Annotated in this window: 17 protein-coding genes; 9 read left to right on the top strand and 8 right to left on the bottom strand. The window is 72.0% G+C overall.

Annotated features, from left to right (window positions below):
* Positions 1–168: 168 nt before the first annotated feature.
* The 3 genes from Q2K16_RS17255 (at position 169) to Q2K16_RS17245 (ending at position 2925) form a co-directional block, all read left to right on the top strand.
* On the top strand, positions 169–1170 hold the full coding sequence (locus tag Q2K16_RS17255) for a PPK2 family polyphosphate kinase (protein WP_302738630.1): 1002 nt from the start codon (positions 169–171) through the stop codon (positions 1168–1170).
* Positions 1171–1289: 119 nt separating this feature from the next.
* The gene (locus Q2K16_RS17250; protein WP_067311399.1) at positions 1290–1916 is read left to right on the top strand and encodes a DUF47 domain-containing protein; all 627 of its coding nucleotides are present in this window, start codon (positions 1290–1292) and stop codon (positions 1914–1916) included.
* A 4-nt stretch (positions 1917–1920) separates the two neighbouring features.
* Positions 1921–2925, top strand: coding sequence for an inorganic phosphate transporter (locus tag Q2K16_RS17245; RefSeq protein ID WP_302738629.1), 1005 nt, complete (start codon positions 1921–1923; stop codon positions 2923–2925).
* Between the two features lie 50 nt (positions 2926–2975).
* Here the strand turns inward: Q2K16_RS17245 and Q2K16_RS17240 are convergent, their stop codons facing one another.
* Positions 2976–3944, bottom strand: coding sequence for a Gfo/Idh/MocA family protein (locus Q2K16_RS17240; protein ID WP_302738628.1), 969 nt, complete (start codon positions 3942–3944; stop codon positions 2976–2978).
* Between the two features lie 122 nt (positions 3945–4066).
* On the opposite strand from Q2K16_RS17240, the gene Q2K16_RS17235 reads away from it, so the two are divergent.
* Complete coding sequence (locus tag Q2K16_RS17235; RefSeq protein WP_302738627.1) at positions 4067–4930, top strand: NUDIX hydrolase; 864 nt, start codon at positions 4067–4069, stop codon at positions 4928–4930.
* Positions 4931–4964: 34 nt separating this feature from the next.
* On the opposite strand, the gene pstB is transcribed toward Q2K16_RS17235, so the two are convergent.
* The 7 genes from pstB to Q2K16_RS17200 all read right to left on the bottom strand — a co-directional run bounded on the left by pstB (position 4965) and on the right by Q2K16_RS17200 (position 12112).
* Complete coding sequence (gene pstB / locus Q2K16_RS17230) at positions 4965–5741, bottom strand: phosphate ABC transporter ATP-binding protein PstB (protein ID WP_145921987.1); 777 nt, start codon at positions 5739–5741, stop codon at positions 4965–4967.
* Between the two features lie 17 nt (positions 5742–5758).
* On the bottom strand, positions 5759–6847 hold the full coding sequence (pstA, locus tag Q2K16_RS17225; RefSeq protein ID WP_302738626.1) for a phosphate ABC transporter permease PstA: 1089 nt from the start codon (positions 6845–6847) through the stop codon (positions 5759–5761).
* Positions 6844–7935: a phosphate ABC transporter permease subunit PstC gene (pstC, locus tag Q2K16_RS17220; RefSeq protein ID WP_302738625.1), complete on the bottom strand. Its 1092-nt coding sequence runs from the start codon at positions 7933–7935 to the stop codon at positions 6844–6846. Before pstC ends, pstA begins: the two co-directional genes overlap by 4 nt.
* Before the next feature lie 42 nt (positions 7936–7977).
* Positions 7978–9081 (bottom strand): phosphate ABC transporter substrate-binding protein PstS, encoded by a 1104-nt coding sequence (gene pstS, locus Q2K16_RS17215; RefSeq protein ID WP_302738624.1) that lies wholly within the window; start codon positions 9079–9081, stop codon positions 7978–7980.
* 305 nt (positions 9082–9386) lie between these two features.
* Positions 9387–10310 carry a mycothiol synthase gene (gene mshD / locus Q2K16_RS17210; RefSeq protein WP_302738623.1) on the bottom strand — a complete coding sequence of 308 codons (924 nt, stop codon included), beginning with the start codon at positions 10308–10310 and terminating at the stop codon, positions 9387–9389.
* A gap of 27 nt (positions 10311–10337) precedes the next feature.
* Positions 10338–11219, bottom strand: coding sequence for a polysaccharide deacetylase family protein (locus Q2K16_RS17205; RefSeq protein WP_302738622.1), 882 nt, complete (start codon positions 11217–11219; stop codon positions 10338–10340).
* Positions 11220–11395: 176 nt separating this feature from the next.
* Entirely contained in the window at positions 11396–12112 is a 717-nt protein-coding gene (locus Q2K16_RS17200; RefSeq protein WP_088643167.1) for a winged helix-turn-helix transcriptional regulator, read from the bottom strand.
* Positions 12113–12385: 273 nt separating this feature from the next.
* Between Q2K16_RS17200 and Q2K16_RS17195 the strand changes: the two genes are divergently transcribed.
* From Q2K16_RS17195 to Q2K16_RS17180, 5 genes are all read left to right on the top strand, one after another.
* On the top strand, positions 12386–13432 hold the full coding sequence (locus Q2K16_RS17195) for a hypothetical protein (RefSeq protein WP_302738621.1): 1047 nt from the start codon (positions 12386–12388) through the stop codon (positions 13430–13432).
* A gap of 136 nt (positions 13433–13568) precedes the next feature.
* Complete coding sequence (locus Q2K16_RS17190) at positions 13569–14348, top strand: LmeA family phospholipid-binding protein (protein WP_302738620.1); 780 nt, start codon at positions 13569–13571, stop codon at positions 14346–14348.
* Between the two features lie 65 nt (positions 14349–14413).
* Positions 14414–14542: an Ms5788A family Cys-rich leader peptide gene (locus Q2K16_RS33040; RefSeq protein WP_368052481.1), complete on the top strand. Its 129-nt coding sequence runs from the start codon at positions 14414–14416 to the stop codon at positions 14540–14542.
* A 203-nt stretch (positions 14543–14745) separates the two neighbouring features.
* Entirely contained in the window at positions 14746–15594 is an 849-nt protein-coding gene (locus Q2K16_RS17185; protein WP_302738619.1) for a sulfurtransferase, read from the top strand.
* Positions 15595–15597: 3 nt separating this feature from the next.
* A complete protein-coding gene (locus Q2K16_RS17180) occupies positions 15598–15918 on the top strand; it encodes a DUF1416 domain-containing protein (RefSeq protein ID WP_088643163.1) in 321 nt (106 codons plus the stop codon).
* Positions 15919–16131: the final 213 nt, after the last annotated feature.

Genomic DNA, 16131 nt, shown 5'->3' with positions numbered 1-16131 from the left:
AGGTCCACCGTCACCACTACCTCCCGGGTCCGAGCGGATTCTCTCCCACCCACCGGACGGGCCGACGTCGGAGAACGTGACACCGCACCCGCCGCCGGTGCCGCCGGTGCCGCCGGTGTCGCCGGTGCCCGGGAGGCGGTCGGTGCGGTGGTGGGCGAGGATCGGGGGATGCGCGCTGACGAGGAGACGGAGATCGTCGTACCCGAGGGGGCGACGATGCGGCAGTTGTTGCGGGTGCCCGGTGGTGGCGGCCCGGTCGATCTGGGGGCGGTCGATCCCCGGGCCACCCCCGGGCTGCCCGCCGTGGCGGGCCGGGGCGGGGACCGCAAGCCGTGGGCCCGCCGGCAGGTGGAGCTGATCGGTGCCGGACTGGCCCGGCAGCAGGAGATGCTCTTTGCCACCGCGCGGGCGGCCGGCGAACCGGGCCCGTCGGTGTCGGCTCCCGCCAGGGACGGGGCGCGGCTGGGTCGTGGCCGGCCGGGCCGGCTGCTGCTCGTGCTCCAGGCGATGGACTGCGGGGGCAAGGACGGCACGGTGAAGCGGGTGGCCGGCGCGATGAACCCGCTCGGCCTGCACATCCGCTCGTTCGGTCCGCCGACCCGGCAGGAGTTGCGGCACGACTTCCTGTGGCGGGTCCGTCGGGCGTTGCCGCCGCCCGGGTACGTCGGGGTGTTCAACCGCTCGCACTACGAGGACGTGCTGGTGGCCCGGGTGGACGCCCTGGTGCCGGAGCAGACCTGGCGGGCCCGCTACGACCAGATCAACGCCTTCGAGCGGGAGCTGACCGAGGGTGGGGTGACCCTGGTCAAGGTGATGCTGCACATCTCGCCGGACGAGCAGGCGCGGCGGTTGGCGCAGCGGCTGACCGACCCGACGAAGTACTGGAAGTACCAGCCGAGCGACCTCGACTCCCGGGCCCGCTGGGACGACTACCGGGCCGCGTACGCGGACGCGTTGGGGCGGTGCGACACGGACGCCGCGCCCTGGTTCGTGGTCCCGGCGGACCGCAAGTGGTACCGGGACTGGGCGGTGGCGCACCTGCTGCGGGAGACGTTCGAGGGTCTTGATCTGGGGTATCCGGCTGCCGGTTTCGACGTGGAACGGGAGCGCCAGCGGTTGGCCAGTGGCGGCGGTGGCGGCCGAGGTGAACAGCAGATGAACGAGCGGTGAATCGGGCCTGACCAGGGGTAGGCCGGCGGAGACCCGCTCCGGTGGGGTACCTAGCATGCATCAGCGGACGCCCCCTGGGGCGGCGGCCACCCTTCCACCGACACGACGAGGTCCGTGCTGTGAAGTTTTCCTTCCGTCCCACCGAGGGCGCCTTCTACGAGCTCTTCACCAGGGCCGCGCAGAACCTGGTGAAGGGCACCGAGCTGCTCAACGAGCTGGCCCTGCCCGGCGTCGACGTGCAGTCGGTCAGCGAGCGGTTGACCGAGGTCGAGCACGACAGCGACCAGATCACCCACGATCTCTACAAGAAGATCAACTCGACCTTCATCACCCCGTTCGACCGGGAGGACATCTACCGGCTGGGCTCGCTGCTCGACGATGTGATGGACCACCTGGAGGCGGTGGGCAACCTGCTCTACCTCTACGGGCTCACCAAGCTCCCGTCGCTGCCGCGCGAGCTGCACGAGCTGGTCAACGTGCTCGACCTCCAGGCCAAGCTGACCGCCGAGGCGATGCCCCGGCTGAAGTCGATGAAGGATCTTGAGGACTACTGGATCGAGTGCAACCGGCTGGAGAACGACGGCGACCAGGCGTACCGGATGCTGCTGGTCCGGCTCTTCTCCGGCGAGTACGACGCGCTGACCGTGCTGAAGATGAAGGAGGTCGCCGACGAGCTGGAGGCCGCCTGCGACGCCTTCGAGCACGTGGCGAACACAGTCGAGACCATCGCGGTCAAGGAGTCCTGATCCTGTGAGTCCCGAACTCATCGCCGTGCTGGCGGTGATCGCGGTGGCCCTGGCGTTCGACTACACCAACGGCTTCCACGACGCTGCCAACGCGATCGCCACCAGCGTCTCCACCCGGGCGCTGACCCCCCGGATCGCCCTGCTCCTGGCGGCGGTAGGCAACTTCGTCGGCGCGCACTTCGGCGCGGGGGTCGCCAAGACCGTCGGCGACGGCCTGGTCACCCTCCCCACCGGGGTGAGCAGTCTCGGGGTGGTCTTCGCCGGGGTGCTCGGCGCGATCGCCTGGAACCTGATCACCTGGTACTTCGGCCTGCCGTCGTCGTCCTCGCACGCGCTGTTCGGCGGGCTGGTCGGGGCGACCCTGCTCTCCACCGGCGGCGTGGTGCAGTGGATCACCATCGGCCAGAAGGTCATCCTGCCGATGGTGCTCTCCCCGATCATCGGGCTCACCCTCGGTTACCTGCTGATGCTGGCCATCCTCTGGGCGTTCCGCAAGGGGCAGCCGGGCAAGCTCAACCGGGGCTTCCGCTGGGCGCAGACCGCCTCGGCGGCGGCCATGTCGGTCGGCCACGGTATGCAGGACGCGGCCAAGACCATGGGCATCGTGGTGCTGGCCCTCTACACCGGCGGTTTCCAGGACGACAAGACGCACATCCCGGGCTGGGTCTTCTGGACCTCGGCGACCATGCTGGCGCTCGGCACGTACGCCGGCGGGTGGCGGATCATCCGGACCCTCGGCCGCAAGATCATCGACCTGGGTCCGCCGGAGGGCTTCGCGGCCGAGACGGTGGCCAGCGCGGTGCTCTACTTCAACGCCCTGGTGCTCAAGGCCCCGATCTCCACCACCCACACGATCACCTCGGCGATCATGGGGGTGGGCGCGACCAAGCGGCTCTCCGCCGTCCGCTGGAACGTGGCAGGCAACATCGTGCTCGCCTGGATCATCACGTTCCCGGCCGCCGCGCTGATCGCCTGCCTCACCTACCTGCTGGTCCGTCCGCTGTTCTGACAGTCGTCGGGAGGGCACCCCGGTCAGGGGGTGCCCTCCCGACGTCGTGCTCAGGCGTAGTCGACGCCGATCCGGGCCCGGATGTCGTCCAGCAGGCCCATCACCTCCAGGGTGACCGCATGCGGCACCAGCGGGCTCTCGGTCAGCCCGGCAGCCAGGCACCGCTGCACCTCGGCGGCCTCGTACTGGTAGCCGCCGCCGACCGGGTCGTCGGTGAGCGTCTCCGGCTCGGCACCGGCCCGGTGCAGCACCGCCGAACCGGGCCGGAAGAACGGCTCGGGCAGCTCGATCCGGCCGGCGGTGCCGGTGATCGCGGCGGTCAGCGGGGTCGCCCCCACCATGCCGCAGCCGAGCGTGGCGACCGCGCCCGAGTCGTACCCGAAGACGATGCCGGTGTTCTCGTCCACCCCCTCCGGGCTGAGCTTCGCCCAGGCCTGCACGTGCTGCGGCACACCGAGCAGCAGGTGGGCCAGGCTCACCGGGTAGACGCCCAGGTCCAGCAGGGCGCCGCCGCCCAGCGCCGGGTTGCGCATCCGGTGCTCCGGCGGGAACGGCCCGGCCACCCCGAAGTCGGCCCGCACACCCGTCACCTCACCGATCGCCCCGGCCCGGACCAGCTCGACCAGACGCAGGATCAGCGGGTTGCAGCGCATCCACATGGCCTCCATCAGGAAGACCCCCCGGGCCCGCGCCAGCTCGACCAGCTCGGTGCTGGTGGCCAGGTCCAGGGTGAACGGCTTCTCCAACAGCACCGCCCGGCCGGCCTCCAGGCAGACCCGGGCCGCCTCGTGATGAGCGGCGTGCGGGGTGGCCACGTAGATCGCGTCCAGCCCGTCGTCGGCCGCCAGTTCCGCCCACGAGCCGTACGCCCGGTCGGCCCCGTGCCGGCCGGCGAACTCCTCGGCGCTCCCGACGGTCCGCGACCCGACCGCAACCAGTTCGGCCCCCGGCACCAGCCGGAGATCCTCGGCGAACCGGCCGGCGATGTGGCCGGTGGACAGAATCCCCCAACGTGTCATGCGCCCACGCTAACCCGCCGCTCGTGGCCCGCCGGTGGCCCGTGGTCGTCGTCCCGTCCGTCGGTGCTCGCCGACCGTGGTCGTCGGCCCGGGGGTGATCCGGGCGGGACTAGGCTCGGCGCATGACGATCGACGGCACCGGTTTCCCCGCCCCGCCGGCCCTGGTCGAGCACGCCCGTCGGTTCCACGCCGGGGGCGGCACCCCGGCGACGCCCCGGGTCGCGGCCACCGTGCTGCTGCTCCGCCCGGCCGGCACCGGCTTCGAGGTGTACGTCATCCGCCGGGTCGCCGCGATGGCCTTCGGCGGCGTGTACGCCTTCCCCGGCGGCGGTGTCGACCCGTCGGACTCCGAGGCGCACCTGGACTGGGCCGGGCCGGACCCGGCAACCTGGGCGGGGCGGCTGGGCGTTACGCCGGACGCCGCCCAGGCGGTGGTGTGCGCCGCCGCGCGGGAGGTCTTCGAGGAGGCCGGGGTGCTGCTGGCCGGCCCCGACCCGGACACCGTGGTGGGTGACGTCAGCGGTGACGACTGGGAGGCCGCGCGGCAGGATCTGGAGGCACGTCGTCGGGGCTTCGCCGGGCTGCTCGCCGAGCGGCAGCTCACCCTGCGGTCCGACCTGCTGCTGCCGTGGAGCCGGTGGATCACCCCGGAGTTCGAGCCGCGCCGCTTCGACACGTACTTCTTCGTCGCTCTGCTGCCCGAGGGGCAGCGGACCCGGGACGTCTCCGGCGAGGCCGACCACACCATGTGGGTCCGCCCGGGGGACGCCCTGACCCGCGCGCGGGCCGGTGACCTGACCATGCTCCCGCCCACCCTGGTCACCCTGGCCGAGGTGGCCGCCGCCGGTGACGGTGACGGCGGCGTGGCTGCTGGCGGTGGTGTGGCTGCGGTGGCGCGTGCCTCGGCGGCCCGGGACGCGGCCACCCCGGTGACCCCCCGCCTCCACGTCCCCGAGGACGGCACCCCGCACTTCACCCTCGCCTGACAGCCGTGTCCCGCGTCGGGTGGGCGGACGAGCGTCAGCCGAAGCGGCCGGTGATGTAGTCCTCGGTCTTCTTCTGGCCCGGGTTGCTGAAGATCTTCTGGGTGTTGTCGTACTCGATGAGCCGGCCCGGGTCGCCGGTCTTCTCGATCGAGAAGAAGGCGGTACGGTCGGAGACCCGGGCCGCCTGCTGCATGTTGTGGGTGACGATGATGATGGTGAACTTGTCCTTGAGCTGGAACATCAGATCCTCGATGGCCAGCGTCGAGATGGGGTCCAGCGCCGAGCAGGGCTCGTCCATCAGCACCACCTGCGGCTCGACCGCGATGGTCCGGGCGATGCACAGCCGCTGCTGCTGACCGCCGGACAGGCCCGCGCCTGGCTTGCCGAGACGGTCCTTGACCTCGTCCCACAGGTTCGCCGCGCGCAGCGCCTTCTCGGCGGCCTCGTCCAGGATGGACTTCCGGCGGACCCCGTTGAGCCGCAGCCCGGCCACCACGTTCTCGAAGATGCTCATCGTGGGGAACGGGTTCGGGCGCTGGAACACCATGCCGATCATGCGGCGGACGGCGGTCACGTCGACGTCGCGGTGGTAGACGTCCTGGCCGTCGATGGTCAGGCTGCCCTCGACCCGGGCGCCCGGCAGCACCTCGTGCATCCGGTTGATCGACCGCAGGAAGGTCGACTTGCCGCAGCCGGACGGCCCGATCAGGGCGGTGACCGTCTTCGGCTCGACCGTCAGGTTGATGTTCTCGATCGCCTTGAAACCGCCGTAGTAGGCGGTCACGTCGGTGGCGTCGATGCGCTTGGCCATGGTGGTACCTCCGGGGTTCATCGGCCGAGCCGGTTGCGGCGGGCCAGCAGCTTCGCGGCGACGGTCAGGACGAGCACGAGGACGACCAGGGTCAACGCCGCGGTCCAGGCCCGTGCCGGGGAGTACCTCGACGCCTCGCCGGCCTGCTGGTAGACGAAGAGGGCCAGTGACGACTGGTTGTTCTCGAACGGGTTGAAGTTGATGGCCGCGCCACCACCGGCGACGAGCAGCACCGGGGCGGTCTCACCGGCGGCCCGCGCGATGGAGAGCATGATGCCGGTGACGATGCCGGGCAGCGCGGTCGGCAGCACCACCCGCAGGATGGTCTTCCACTTCGGCACGCCGAGGGCGTACGCGCCCTCCCGCAGCGGCGCGGGGACCAGCCGCAGCATCTCCTCGGTGGAACGGACCACCGTGGGCAGCATGAGCACGCTCAACGCGAGCGCGGCGGCGAAGCCGGAGAAGCCGGGCTGGCCGTCGTTGAACCACGGCGACACGATCAGCACCCAGAAGGCCAGCACGAACAGGCCGGTGACGATGGACGGGATGCCCGTCATCACGTCGACGAAGAACCGGATGGTGAAGGCGAACCGGCCCCGGCCGTACTCGACGATGTAGATCGCGCAGAGCACGCCGAGCGGGACGGTGATCGCGGTGGCGATGCCGACCTGCTCCAGCGTGCCGACGATGGCGTGGTACGCGCCGCCGTTGGCGTCCCGGGCCCCGATGTTGTTCATCGAGCTGCCGAAGAAGTCACCGTCGAGCCGGGCGGTGCCCTTGCTGACCAGCGTCCACACCACCGAGGCCAGCGGCAGCACGGCCAGCACCAGGGCGGAGTGGATCAGCGCGCTCCAGAACCGGTTGCGGGCCGAGCGCCGGCCCTCCACCGCGTTCGCGGCGACGAAGAGACCGGCCAGGTAGAGCACCGCGCCGAGCACCACGACCAGGACCGGGCCGCCGAGGTCGACGCCGTAGACGATGCCGGCGGCGACGAGCAGGGCCAGCGCCGCCAGGGCGGGGGCGGCGTACCCGGGCAGGCGGCGGGCCCGCAGGCTGTCCGGCTGGGCCGGCGGGCGGGAACGGCGGGGGGTGAGGGTGGTGGTCATGCGGCCGACTCCGTGAACTCGCGGCGGCGGTAGATGATCGCGCGCGCGGTGATGTTGACGACCAGCGTGATCGCGAAGAGCACCAGGCCGGAGGCGATGAGCGCGCCACGGCCGGTCTCGTTCGCCTCCGCGAACCGGTTGGCGATGTTCGCGGCGATGCTGTTGCCGCCGTTGGCGAGGATGTTGAACGAGATGGCGTACGTCGAGCCGAGGGTCAGCGCGAGCGCGATGGTCTCGCCGAGCGCCCGACCGAGGCCGAGCATGACGGCGGCGATGATGCCCGGCCGGCCGTACGGCAGCACCGCCGTGCGCAGCATCTCCCAGCGGGTGGCGCCCAGCGCGAGGGCGGCCTCCTCGTTGGCCCTCGGGGTCTGGAGGAACACCTCGCGGGAGAGCGAGGTGATGATCGGCAGCACCATGATCGCCAGGACCAGCGACCCGAGCAGGATCGAGTTGCCGTACGGGCCGTCGCCAAAGATCGGAATCCAGCCGAAGTACCTGTTCAGCCAGGCCGACAGGTCGGCGACCGGGCCGACCAGGTAGTCCCGCCCCCACAGGCCGAACACCACGCTCGGCACGGCGGCCAGCAGGTCGATCACGAAGCCCAGCGCGGTGCCGAGCCGACGCGGCGCGTAGTGCGACAGGTAGAGGGCGATGCCCAGCGCCACCGGCACCGCGACCAGCAGCGCCAGCAGGGCGGTGAGCACGGTGCCGAAGGCGAGCGCGCCGATGCCGAACGTGGGTGGATCGTCGTTGGGGAACCAGCCCTCGAAGGTCCAGAAGTTCGCGCTGTTGGCCCGCAACGCCGGCACGGCCCTGGCGATCAGGAAGACCGCGATGGCCGCGATGATGACCAGCACGGCGACGCCGGCGGTCAGGGTCACGCCACGGAACGCCCGTTCCGCGCCGAACGCGCGGGCCCGGGGCAGCCCGCCGCCTCCGCCGAGGCCACGGTCGTCATCGGGGGTACGGGGGCTGACTGGTGCCTCGGCCACACGCGCCGAGGCACCGGCGGACCGCTCGTGACCCAGGGTCACGGGGTGTCCGCCGGTGCCGGCGTGTGCCGAGCGGTGAGGGGCTTCACCCATCTGCTCGCTCGCTTCGACTTGAGGTGATGTCGCTCGGGATGCTCAGGCCAGGTTCTTGACCGCGGCCTCGACCTTGGTCCGGACCGAGTCGGGCAGCGGGGCGTAGCCCAGCTCGACCAGCTCGGCCTGGCCCTCGGTGCTGGCGGCGTGCCCCAGCAGGCCCTTGACCAGCGGCAGCTTGTCGGCTGCGATGCCCTTGCTGCACACGATCTCGTAGGTCACCAGGACGATCGGGTAGGCCCCGGCCTCCTTGGTGGCGTAGTCGATCGACATCTTGAGGTCGTCGCCCTGGCCCTCGATCTTGGCTCCAGCGATGGTCTTGCCGGCCGACTCGGCGGTCAGCTCGGTGTACTCGCCGGCCCCGTTCTGCACCTTGGCCTTCGTCAGGCCGGAGTTCTCGGCGTACGACCACTCGACGTAGCTGATCGTGCCCTCGGTGCTCTTGACCTTGGAGGCGACACCGTCGGACTTGGCGGCGCCGAGGCCACCGGGGGCCTTCCACGCCTTGTTGTTGCCGAAGGTCCAGTCCGTCGGCGCGGTCTTCGACAGGTACTTGGTGAAGTTGTCGGTGGTGCCCGACTCGTCGGAGCGGTGCACCGTCTGGATCGGGGCGGCCGGGAGGGTGGCGTTCGGGTTGTCGGCCTTGATCGCCGGGTCGTCCCACTTGGTGACCTTGCCGGCGAAGATCTGCGCCAGGGTGGTCGGCTTGAGCTGGAGGTCGTCCACGTCGCCGACGTTGTAGACGACCGCGACCGGGCCGATCACCATCGGCAGGTTGAGCGCCGCGCCGCCGGTGCACTTGGCGTCGGCCTGCGGCTGCTCCTCAGGCTTGAGGGCGGAGTCGGAACCGGCGAAGTCGGCGGTGCCGGCGATGAACGCCTGGATGCCCGCGCCCGAACCGGTCGACTCGTAGTTGATCGTGGTGCCGCCGCACTTCTGCTGGTACGCCTTGATCCACTCAGCCATGGCGTTCTTCTGCGCGGAGGAGCCCTGCGCGTTCAGGGTGCCCTTGCCGCAGTCGGCCGCGCTGGCCGAGCCGGAGGCGGAGGCGCCGGCCGGCTCGTTGTTGTCCGAGCCGCAGGCGCTGAGGCCGAGGACCGCGGTAAGAGCGAGGCAGGCAATGGCGCCGTGCCGCTGGAGCTTCACCTGAGGGGTTTCCCTTCACGTCTTTGGTCAGGTCGCCCGGATGGGGCCCGGGTGCCGGCGCTGACCGGCTGACACGAAAGCTAGAAGTGCCAGGTAGACGGTTCGCCGGTCGGAAGTGAACGGGGCATGAACAGCCCCGGCCGGGAAGGTGACCGCTGCCTGAGGGAGGGTTGTCCGTTAGGTGAACTGCCGTCCCGGTATCCGCATTGATGCGACATATCCGGGCAGCCGTTATCCGTGCGTGGCTCTGCCGTTACCGGGCGGAGACCACGCCGGTCCGGGCCCGGCCGGGGTGGCGGGGACAGTCAGCCCAGGTGGTAGTTGACGTGCCCGCACCAGCGGGCGAACCCGAGCCGTTCGTAGAGCGAGACGGCTGCGGTGTTCGACTCGTCGACGTAGAGCATCACCCGGTCCAGCCCGCGCCGGTCCCGCAGGTAGGCCAGGCCGGCCGTGGTGAGCGCCCGGCCCAGGCCGCCGCCGTGGGCGTCCGGGTCCACCCCCACCACGTACACCTCACCGGTACGGGCCGAGCCGGGCCGCTCGTGCACCTTGGTCCAGTGGAAGCCGAGCAGCCGCCCGGCGGCGTCGACGGCGAGCAGGAAGCCCTCCGGGTCGAACCACGGCTCGGCCAGCCGGGCCCGCAGGTCGTCGGTGGTCCACCGGCCCTGCTCGGGGTGCGTGGCGAAGGCGCGGGCGTTGAGCGCGAGCCAGGCGTCGTCGTCTGCACCGGGGCGGAAGGAACGCAGCGTCACCCCGTCCGGCAGGCGGGGCGGTGGCACCGCCCCGGTCAACGGCCGGCGCAACTGCCAGAGCACCCGGGCCCGGGTGAAGCCGAGGTCCACGGCGAGCGCCGCAGCGGACGGGTGGTCGCCGTGCGCCCAGGCCCGCAACGGGCCGGTGGCCGCCGCGAGGACGCCCCGGACCAGCGCCCGTCCGGTGCCCCGCCGCCGGAAGGCCGGATGCACCACCAACTCCACCCCGATCCCGGATTCCGGCTCGGTGGTGTCCAGGTGGGCGTACCCGGTCAGGGTGCCCTCGGGGGTACGGGCGGTCAGGTGCCCGGCCGCCGCCTGCGGGTCACGCAGCCGCAGCAGGGTGTGCTCGTCGAACGGGTCGGCCCCGTCGGCGTCGCCGCCGAGGCGGGCCAGGGCCAGCACCTCGGTCACCTCGGCCGGGGTGAGGTGGTCGGTGCGGGTCACCCGGTCGACTGTCGGTTCGACGCTGCTCATCCCGCCACCGTAGTCGGCGTCGCCGGCTCAGTTGGCCCCGCTTGTCGGTAGCGCCTCCAGCCGGAATCGGGCGGTGAGGTCGGGCAGCAGCCGACGCAGCGCGTCCACGGTGCCCTGCCGGTCGCCGCCGGCGTCGTGCATGAGCACGATCGCGCCCGGCCCGGTGTCATGGGAGACCGTCGCGGTGATCTTCGCGGCCCCGGGGACCTGCCAGTCGTTGGGGTCGACGGTCCAGTGCAGCGGGGTCATCCCCAACCCCTCGGCGACCGACACCACGGGGTACGTCCAGGCCCCTCCGGGCTGCCGGAAGTAGCTGACCGGGGCGTCCGGCACGGCGGCGTGGATGGCGTCGTTGGTGCGCAGCAGGTCGGCCCGGATCAGGGCCGGGGAACGGTTGCCGAGCAGCACGTCGTGCTGCCACGAGTGGTTGCACAGGGTGTGCCCGTCGGCCACGATCGCCCGGATCAGGTCCGGATGGTCCTGGGCGTTCTCGCCCACCACGCAGAACGTCGCCTTGACCCCGTACGTGCGCAGCAACTCCAGCACCTGCGGCGTGTACGTCGGGTCGGGGCCGTCGTCGAAGGTCAGCGCGACCTCACCGGTGCCGGTGCTGGCGTGGCTGCCGAACGGGCCGTCACCGCCGCTGGCGGGCTGCGGCGCGTCCGGGTCGGCTCCGGCGGTGGGGGTGTCGGCCGGGGCGGACGCGTCGGGGCGGGTGCCGTCAGTGGTGGCGGACGGGGCGGCGGGTTGCTCGCCGTACTCGGCACCGTCGACCTGCGCCGCCGCGCCGAGGGGCTGGCGGGGCGGGTCGGGGGTCATGCTGCGGCCGAGCGCGTACGCGGACCCGAGCAGGGCGGCCAGCACCAGCGTGACGACGCCGATGGTTCCGCCGGTCGACCGGGTACGCATCAGCGCCACCGCCGGTCCGGATCGCGGGACGGCCCTCTCGTCGCCCCCGTGGTCAGTGCACGCACCGTAGCCCCTCTCACCCCTGCTGATTACGGCACCAAGAATAGAGCCGACAACAGGAGCAAAAGGGGCGTATCGGAAATAGTCCTACCGGGGTGCGGTGCCACCGCCCCCGATCAGACCGGCAGCGGTGCGGGCTCGGACTCGGGCAGCGACCGGGACGACGGCGGGACCACGAACTTGTAGCCCACCTGGCGGACGGTGCCGATCATCGACTCGTACTCCGAGCCGAGCTTGGCCCGCAGCCGGCGGACGTGCACGTCCACCGTCCGGGTGCCGCCGAAGTAGTCGTAGCCCCAGACCTCGCGGAGCAACTGGTCCCGGGTGAACACCCGGCCCGGGTGCTGGGCGAGGAACTTGAGCAGCTCGAACTCCTTGTAGGTGAGGTCGAGCGGGCGGCCCTTCAGCTTCGCCGCGTAGGTGTCCGGGTCGATGTTCAGCTCGCCGGCGCGGATCGAACCACCGGCGCCGGAGGTGGCGTTGCTCAGCCGGCCCACGGCGAGCCGCAGCCGGGCCTCCACCTCGGCCGGGCCCGCGCCGGCCAGGATCACGTCGTCGACGCCCCAGTCGGCGTTCAGGGCGATCAGGCCGGCCTCCGTCACCACCGCGACCAGCGGCACGCCCAGGCCGGTGGCGTGCAGCATGCGGCAGGTGGCACGGGCCTCGCTCAACTCCGACCGGGCGTCGACCAGCACCGCGTCCGGGCTGGGCCCGGAAACCAGGGTGCGGACGTCACGCGGTGCGGTACGGACCGAATGCGGCAACAGGTCGAGTGCCGGCAGTACCGCCGAGGGCTCACCTGCGCGCGCGGTCACCAGCAGCAGGAGCTCCACACGATCACCTCCGTCCCGGCGGCCCTTCGGCCGCACGCGACCAGCTGCCCCACGGGTGGGTAGGGCGCTGAGAACTTGCGTGGGTCCCGGCGTCGCTGACGGGCGGGTAACAGCCTGAGCGTAACCGATTGCTCCGCTGTCACCCCGGCGTCCTTTCCTGTTTGTCGGATCTGCCCGTGATCACCGGTCAGGTTTTAACGTCGCCGAAACCGTGATCCCCGTCCGACGCCCCGTGATCCCCGCCGATCCCGGTCGGTCTGGCACGATCGGGGCGTGTTTCCCTCCACCTCGCCCGAGACCGGCCGTGACCCGTGGGCCGACGAAGCCCCCGACGGGCCCGCCGGCCCGGCCGGAGGGCCCGCACCCGGTCCCCGTCCCGCCCCCGACGACGACGCCGGGAGCCGGCGCGAGCGCGGCCCACGCCGGTTCCGCAAGGGCGGCCAGCCGCGCCGCACCGAGGACGACGAGGTCGAGCCGGACGAGGAGCCGATCGAGCCGGTCGAGGTACGCCGCCCGCTCTCGCTGACCGTCGCCGGTTTCGCCGCGCTGCTCGGCGTCGGCCTGGTGCTCGGCGCGCAGACCGCCGGCCCCGGGCACCGGCTGCCGTTCGCGATCATCGTGTTCGGCGTGCAACTGCTCTTCGTGCTGGCCTGGACGATGGCCATGCGCCCGCCCGCGCTGCTGCTGGTCGCGCTGACCAGCGGCGTGGTCGCCGCCGCGGCCGACGTCGCCGCCGTGCAGACCGACGTCGCCGGGCTGGCCCCGCTGGGGTACGTGGCGCTGGGCGGGTTCCTGGTCGGGGTGCTCGGTCAGCTCGTCCGCCGGGTCGACCGGGTCCGGGTGACCGACTCGCTCGGCACCACCCTGCTCATCGTGGTCGGCGTGGTGGCGTTCGCCACCCTGATCACGCTCAGCCGGATTCCCGCCGGCACCCAGGCGATCACCGTCTGCCTGGCCGCCACCGGCGTCGCCCTCACCGTGGCCCGGCTCACCGACGCCGTCCTGGCCTGGCCCCGGCTCGCGCCGCAGGTGCCCCGGGGGGCCGCCGGGGTGGTCGTCGGCGCGATGGTCGGCACCCTCACCAGCGCCCTGCTCGGCAGCTACCTGGTCGGCTTCACCCCGACCAGCGCCGCGGTGATCGGGCTGGTCACCGCAGCCACCGCCGTGCTCGCCGACCTCGCCGTCGGCTACGCCGAGGCGGGCCGGTTGATGGCCGGCGAGCCGCCCACCATGTGGATCGCCCGGCACATGCAGGGCCCGCTGGGCGGGTTCGCGCTCGCCGCTCCGGCGGCGTACGCCATGTGTGTGCTCTTTCTCTGACCGCCGGCTGACGGCGGCGGGGCGCGCGGCGCGATTGGGCGCGGCGGCGCTCGGGTAGTAGCGGTGCGCCGCGGGCGGCGGCACCGATGACTGGCACGTCGCGCGACCGCGGCGGTGACGACGGACGGAGACGGGCGTGGCGCAGACGTACGAGGAGCGGCCCCGGCGGCGCGGGCGCAGGTGGCTCGTCGTACTTGTCGTCCTGGTGCTGATCCTGGGCGGGTTGCTGGTGGTGGCCGACCGGGTGGCGGCCGGGCTGGCCGAGCGCGCCATCGCCGACCAGGTGCAGCAGGAGGTCGCCAAGCAGGACGCCAGCTCCGCGCCGCCCCAGGTCGACGTGGGCGGCTTCCCGTTCCTCACCCAGGTCGTCGACGGCCGGTACGAGCGGATCTCCATCGTGCTGACCGACGTGCAGGGGTCGGTGGAGGGCAACGCGGTCAGCCTGCCCCGCCTCGACGTGGACGCCCGCAACGTGCGCGCCCCGCTGGACACCATCCGCTCCGGGCAGGGCGAGGTGGTGGCCGAGACGGTGTCCGGCACCGGCACGGTCACCTACGACAGCCTGGCCAAGCTGCTGGACCGGCCGGGGCTCAAGCTCGGTGAGCAGAACGGCAAGCTCGCCGTCACCGCGCCTGTCGACATCCTCGGCCAGAAGCTCACCGTCACCGGCACCGCCGACGTGACCGTGGCCGACGACGGCAAGGTGTCGCTGAAGTTCAGCGACCTGAACGCCCAAGGGCTGCCGGCGGTGCCGCTGGCCCGGACCCTGCTGAACAACTACGCCCGGGGCATCTCGGTCGACGTGCCCCTGCCGTCGCTGCCGTTCCAGCTCAACGTGCGCAAGGTCGAGCCGCGCCCGGAGGGGCTCACGGTGACCGCCGACGCGAAGGACGTCCCGATCAACTCGCCGAGCTGAGTCACCGCTCAGTCCTGGACGCGGGGCCCGCCCGGCGCTGCCCGCCTGGTGGGCCCGCGTCCCGCATGTTGGTCGTGAGCTGGCACTCTCCGGGACGGCTGGTAGGCTCCGAGCCCATGGGGACGCACCTCACCAAACGGCGCGCGGTCGACCTGTGCCGCGTGGCCACCTGCCTGTGTCGCTCCGCCATCTGACGGCGGGGCTGTCTCCGGCCGCCCAGCGGCCACCGCGCCCAGGGTCCTCCCGACCTTCGGTGCCAACCCTCCGAAACGTCCGGCAGCGGCGCCGTCGCACGAACCCGTGATCCGTTCCTCTATGGGTCCCGCGCATGGTGCGACATCACCGATCTCCACCACCCGCGCTGGCTCACCACCCATCCTCACCAGGGAGTGATCTGATGAGTCGCGACACCGCACTCGTCTCGGCCGAATGGGCCGAGAAGAACCTCGACGCCCCGGGCGTCGTCTTCGTCGAGGTCGACGAGGACACCTCGGCCTACGACACCGGCCACATCGCCGGTGCCATCAAGCTCGACTGGAAGACCGACCTCCAGGACCCGATCCGCCGGGACTTCGTCAACAAGGCCCAGTTCGAGGCGCTGCTCTCCGAGCGGGGCATCGGCAACGACGACGTCGTGGTCCTCTACGGCGGCAACAACAACTGGTTCGCCGCGTACGCGTACTGGTACTTCAAGCTCTACGGCCACCGCGACGTCAAGCTGCTCGACGGCGGTCGCAAGAAGTGGGAGCTGGACGCCCGCCCGCTGGTCACCGACGCGGTGGAGCGGCCGAAGACGCAGTACGTCGCGAGCGAGCCGGACACCTCGATCCGGGCCTTCCGCGACGAGGTCGTCGACGCGATCGGCACCAAGAACCTGGTCGACGTGCGCAGCCCCGACGAGTTCGCCGGCCGGCTGCTGGCCCCCGCCCACCTGCCGCAGGAGCAGGCGCAGCGGGCCGGGCACATCCCCACCGCGATCAGCGTGCCGTGGTCCAAGGCGGCCAACGAGGACGGCACCTTCAAGTCCGACGACGAGCTGCGCAAGATCTACGCCGACGCGGGGCTGGACGACGGCAAGGAGACCATCGCGTACTGCCGGATCGGCGAGCGCTCCTCGCACACCTGGTTCGTCCTCCAGGAGCTGCTCGGCCACACCAACGTCAAGAACTACGACGGTTCCTGGACCGAGTACGGCTCGCTGGTCGGCGTGCCGGTGGCCCTCGGCGACGAGCCCGGGGAGGCCTGAGCCATGACCGCTCCCACCGCCGCCGGCTGCGCCGCGCCGGACCAGTCCGCGCCCCTGCCGGCCAGCCTGGACCTGGAGAAGGAAACCGTCATCACCGGCCAGGTGCTGGCCGAGTCGGGCGACGTCGTGCCCGGCGCGTACGTCCGGCTGCTCGACTCGACGGGTGAGTTCACCGCCGAGGTCGTCACCTCCCCGGCCGGGCAGTTCCGGTTCTTCGCCGCGCCGGGCAACTGGACCCTGCGGGCGCTGTCCCGGCACGGCAACGGCGACACCGCCGTGACCGCCAACCGGGGCGTCAACGAGGTCACCGTCACGGTCGCCTGACCCACGCTCACGATCGGCGCGGGGCCGGTCACCCCACCCGGGGTGACCGGCCCCGCGCCGCTGGCCGGTCCCCGGCGACCGAAGCGCGTCAGGTCGCCGTGGTCAACACGTTGTCAGTGAGGTAGCGGTATCGGAGCGGGCGGATACCGCTGCCTCGGCCCAATAGCGTCGATTCACGACGGACGCCGCCCCAAGGGCGGGGGGAGAGATGGC

The sequence above is a fragment of the Micromonospora cynarisoli genome, from assembly GCF_030518815.1.
Classification (GTDB): Bacteria; Actinomycetota; Actinomycetes; order Mycobacteriales; family Micromonosporaceae; genus Micromonospora; species Micromonospora wenchangensis.
Note: the sequence above shows the minus strand (reverse complement) of the source record. Positions and strands in the feature narration are given on the sequence as shown.

Bases quoted from the DNA above. Each gene is read 5' to 3' on its own strand.
- Q2K16_RS17255 (WP_302738630.1), top strand. From the start codon at position 169: ATGCGCGCTGACGAGGAGACGGAGATCGTCGTACCCGAGGGGGCGACG.
- Q2K16_RS17240 (WP_302738628.1), bottom strand. From the start codon at position 3,944: ATGACACGTTGGGGGATTCTGTCCACCGGCCACATCGCCGGCCGGTTC.
- Q2K16_RS17235 (WP_302738627.1), top strand. From the start codon at position 4,067: ATGACGATCGACGGCACCGGTTTCCCCGCCCCGCCGGCCCTGGTCGAG.
- pstB (WP_145921987.1), bottom strand. From the start codon at position 5,741: ATGGCCAAGCGCATCGACGCCACCGACGTGACCGCCTACTACGGCGGT.
- pstA (WP_302738626.1), bottom strand. From the start codon at position 6,847: ATGACCACCACCCTCACCCCCCGCCGTTCCCGCCCGCCGGCCCAGCCG.
- pstC (WP_302738625.1), bottom strand. From the start codon at position 7,935: ATGGGTGAAGCCCCTCACCGCTCGGCACACGCCGGCACCGGCGGACAC.
- mshD (WP_302738623.1), bottom strand. From the start codon at position 10,310: ATGAGCAGCGTCGAACCGACAGTCGACCGGGTGACCCGCACCGACCAC.
- Q2K16_RS17205 (WP_302738622.1), bottom strand. From the start codon at position 11,219: ATGCGTACCCGGTCGACCGGCGGAACCATCGGCGTCGTCACGCTGGTG.
- Q2K16_RS33040 (WP_368052481.1), top strand. From the start codon at position 14,414: ATGTTGGTCGTGAGCTGGCACTCTCCGGGACGGCTGGTAGGCTCCGAG.
- Q2K16_RS17185 (WP_302738619.1), top strand. From the start codon at position 14,746: ATGAGTCGCGACACCGCACTCGTCTCGGCCGAATGGGCCGAGAAGAAC.
- Q2K16_RS17180 (WP_088643163.1), top strand. From the start codon at position 15,598: ATGACCGCTCCCACCGCCGCCGGCTGCGCCGCGCCGGACCAGTCCGCG.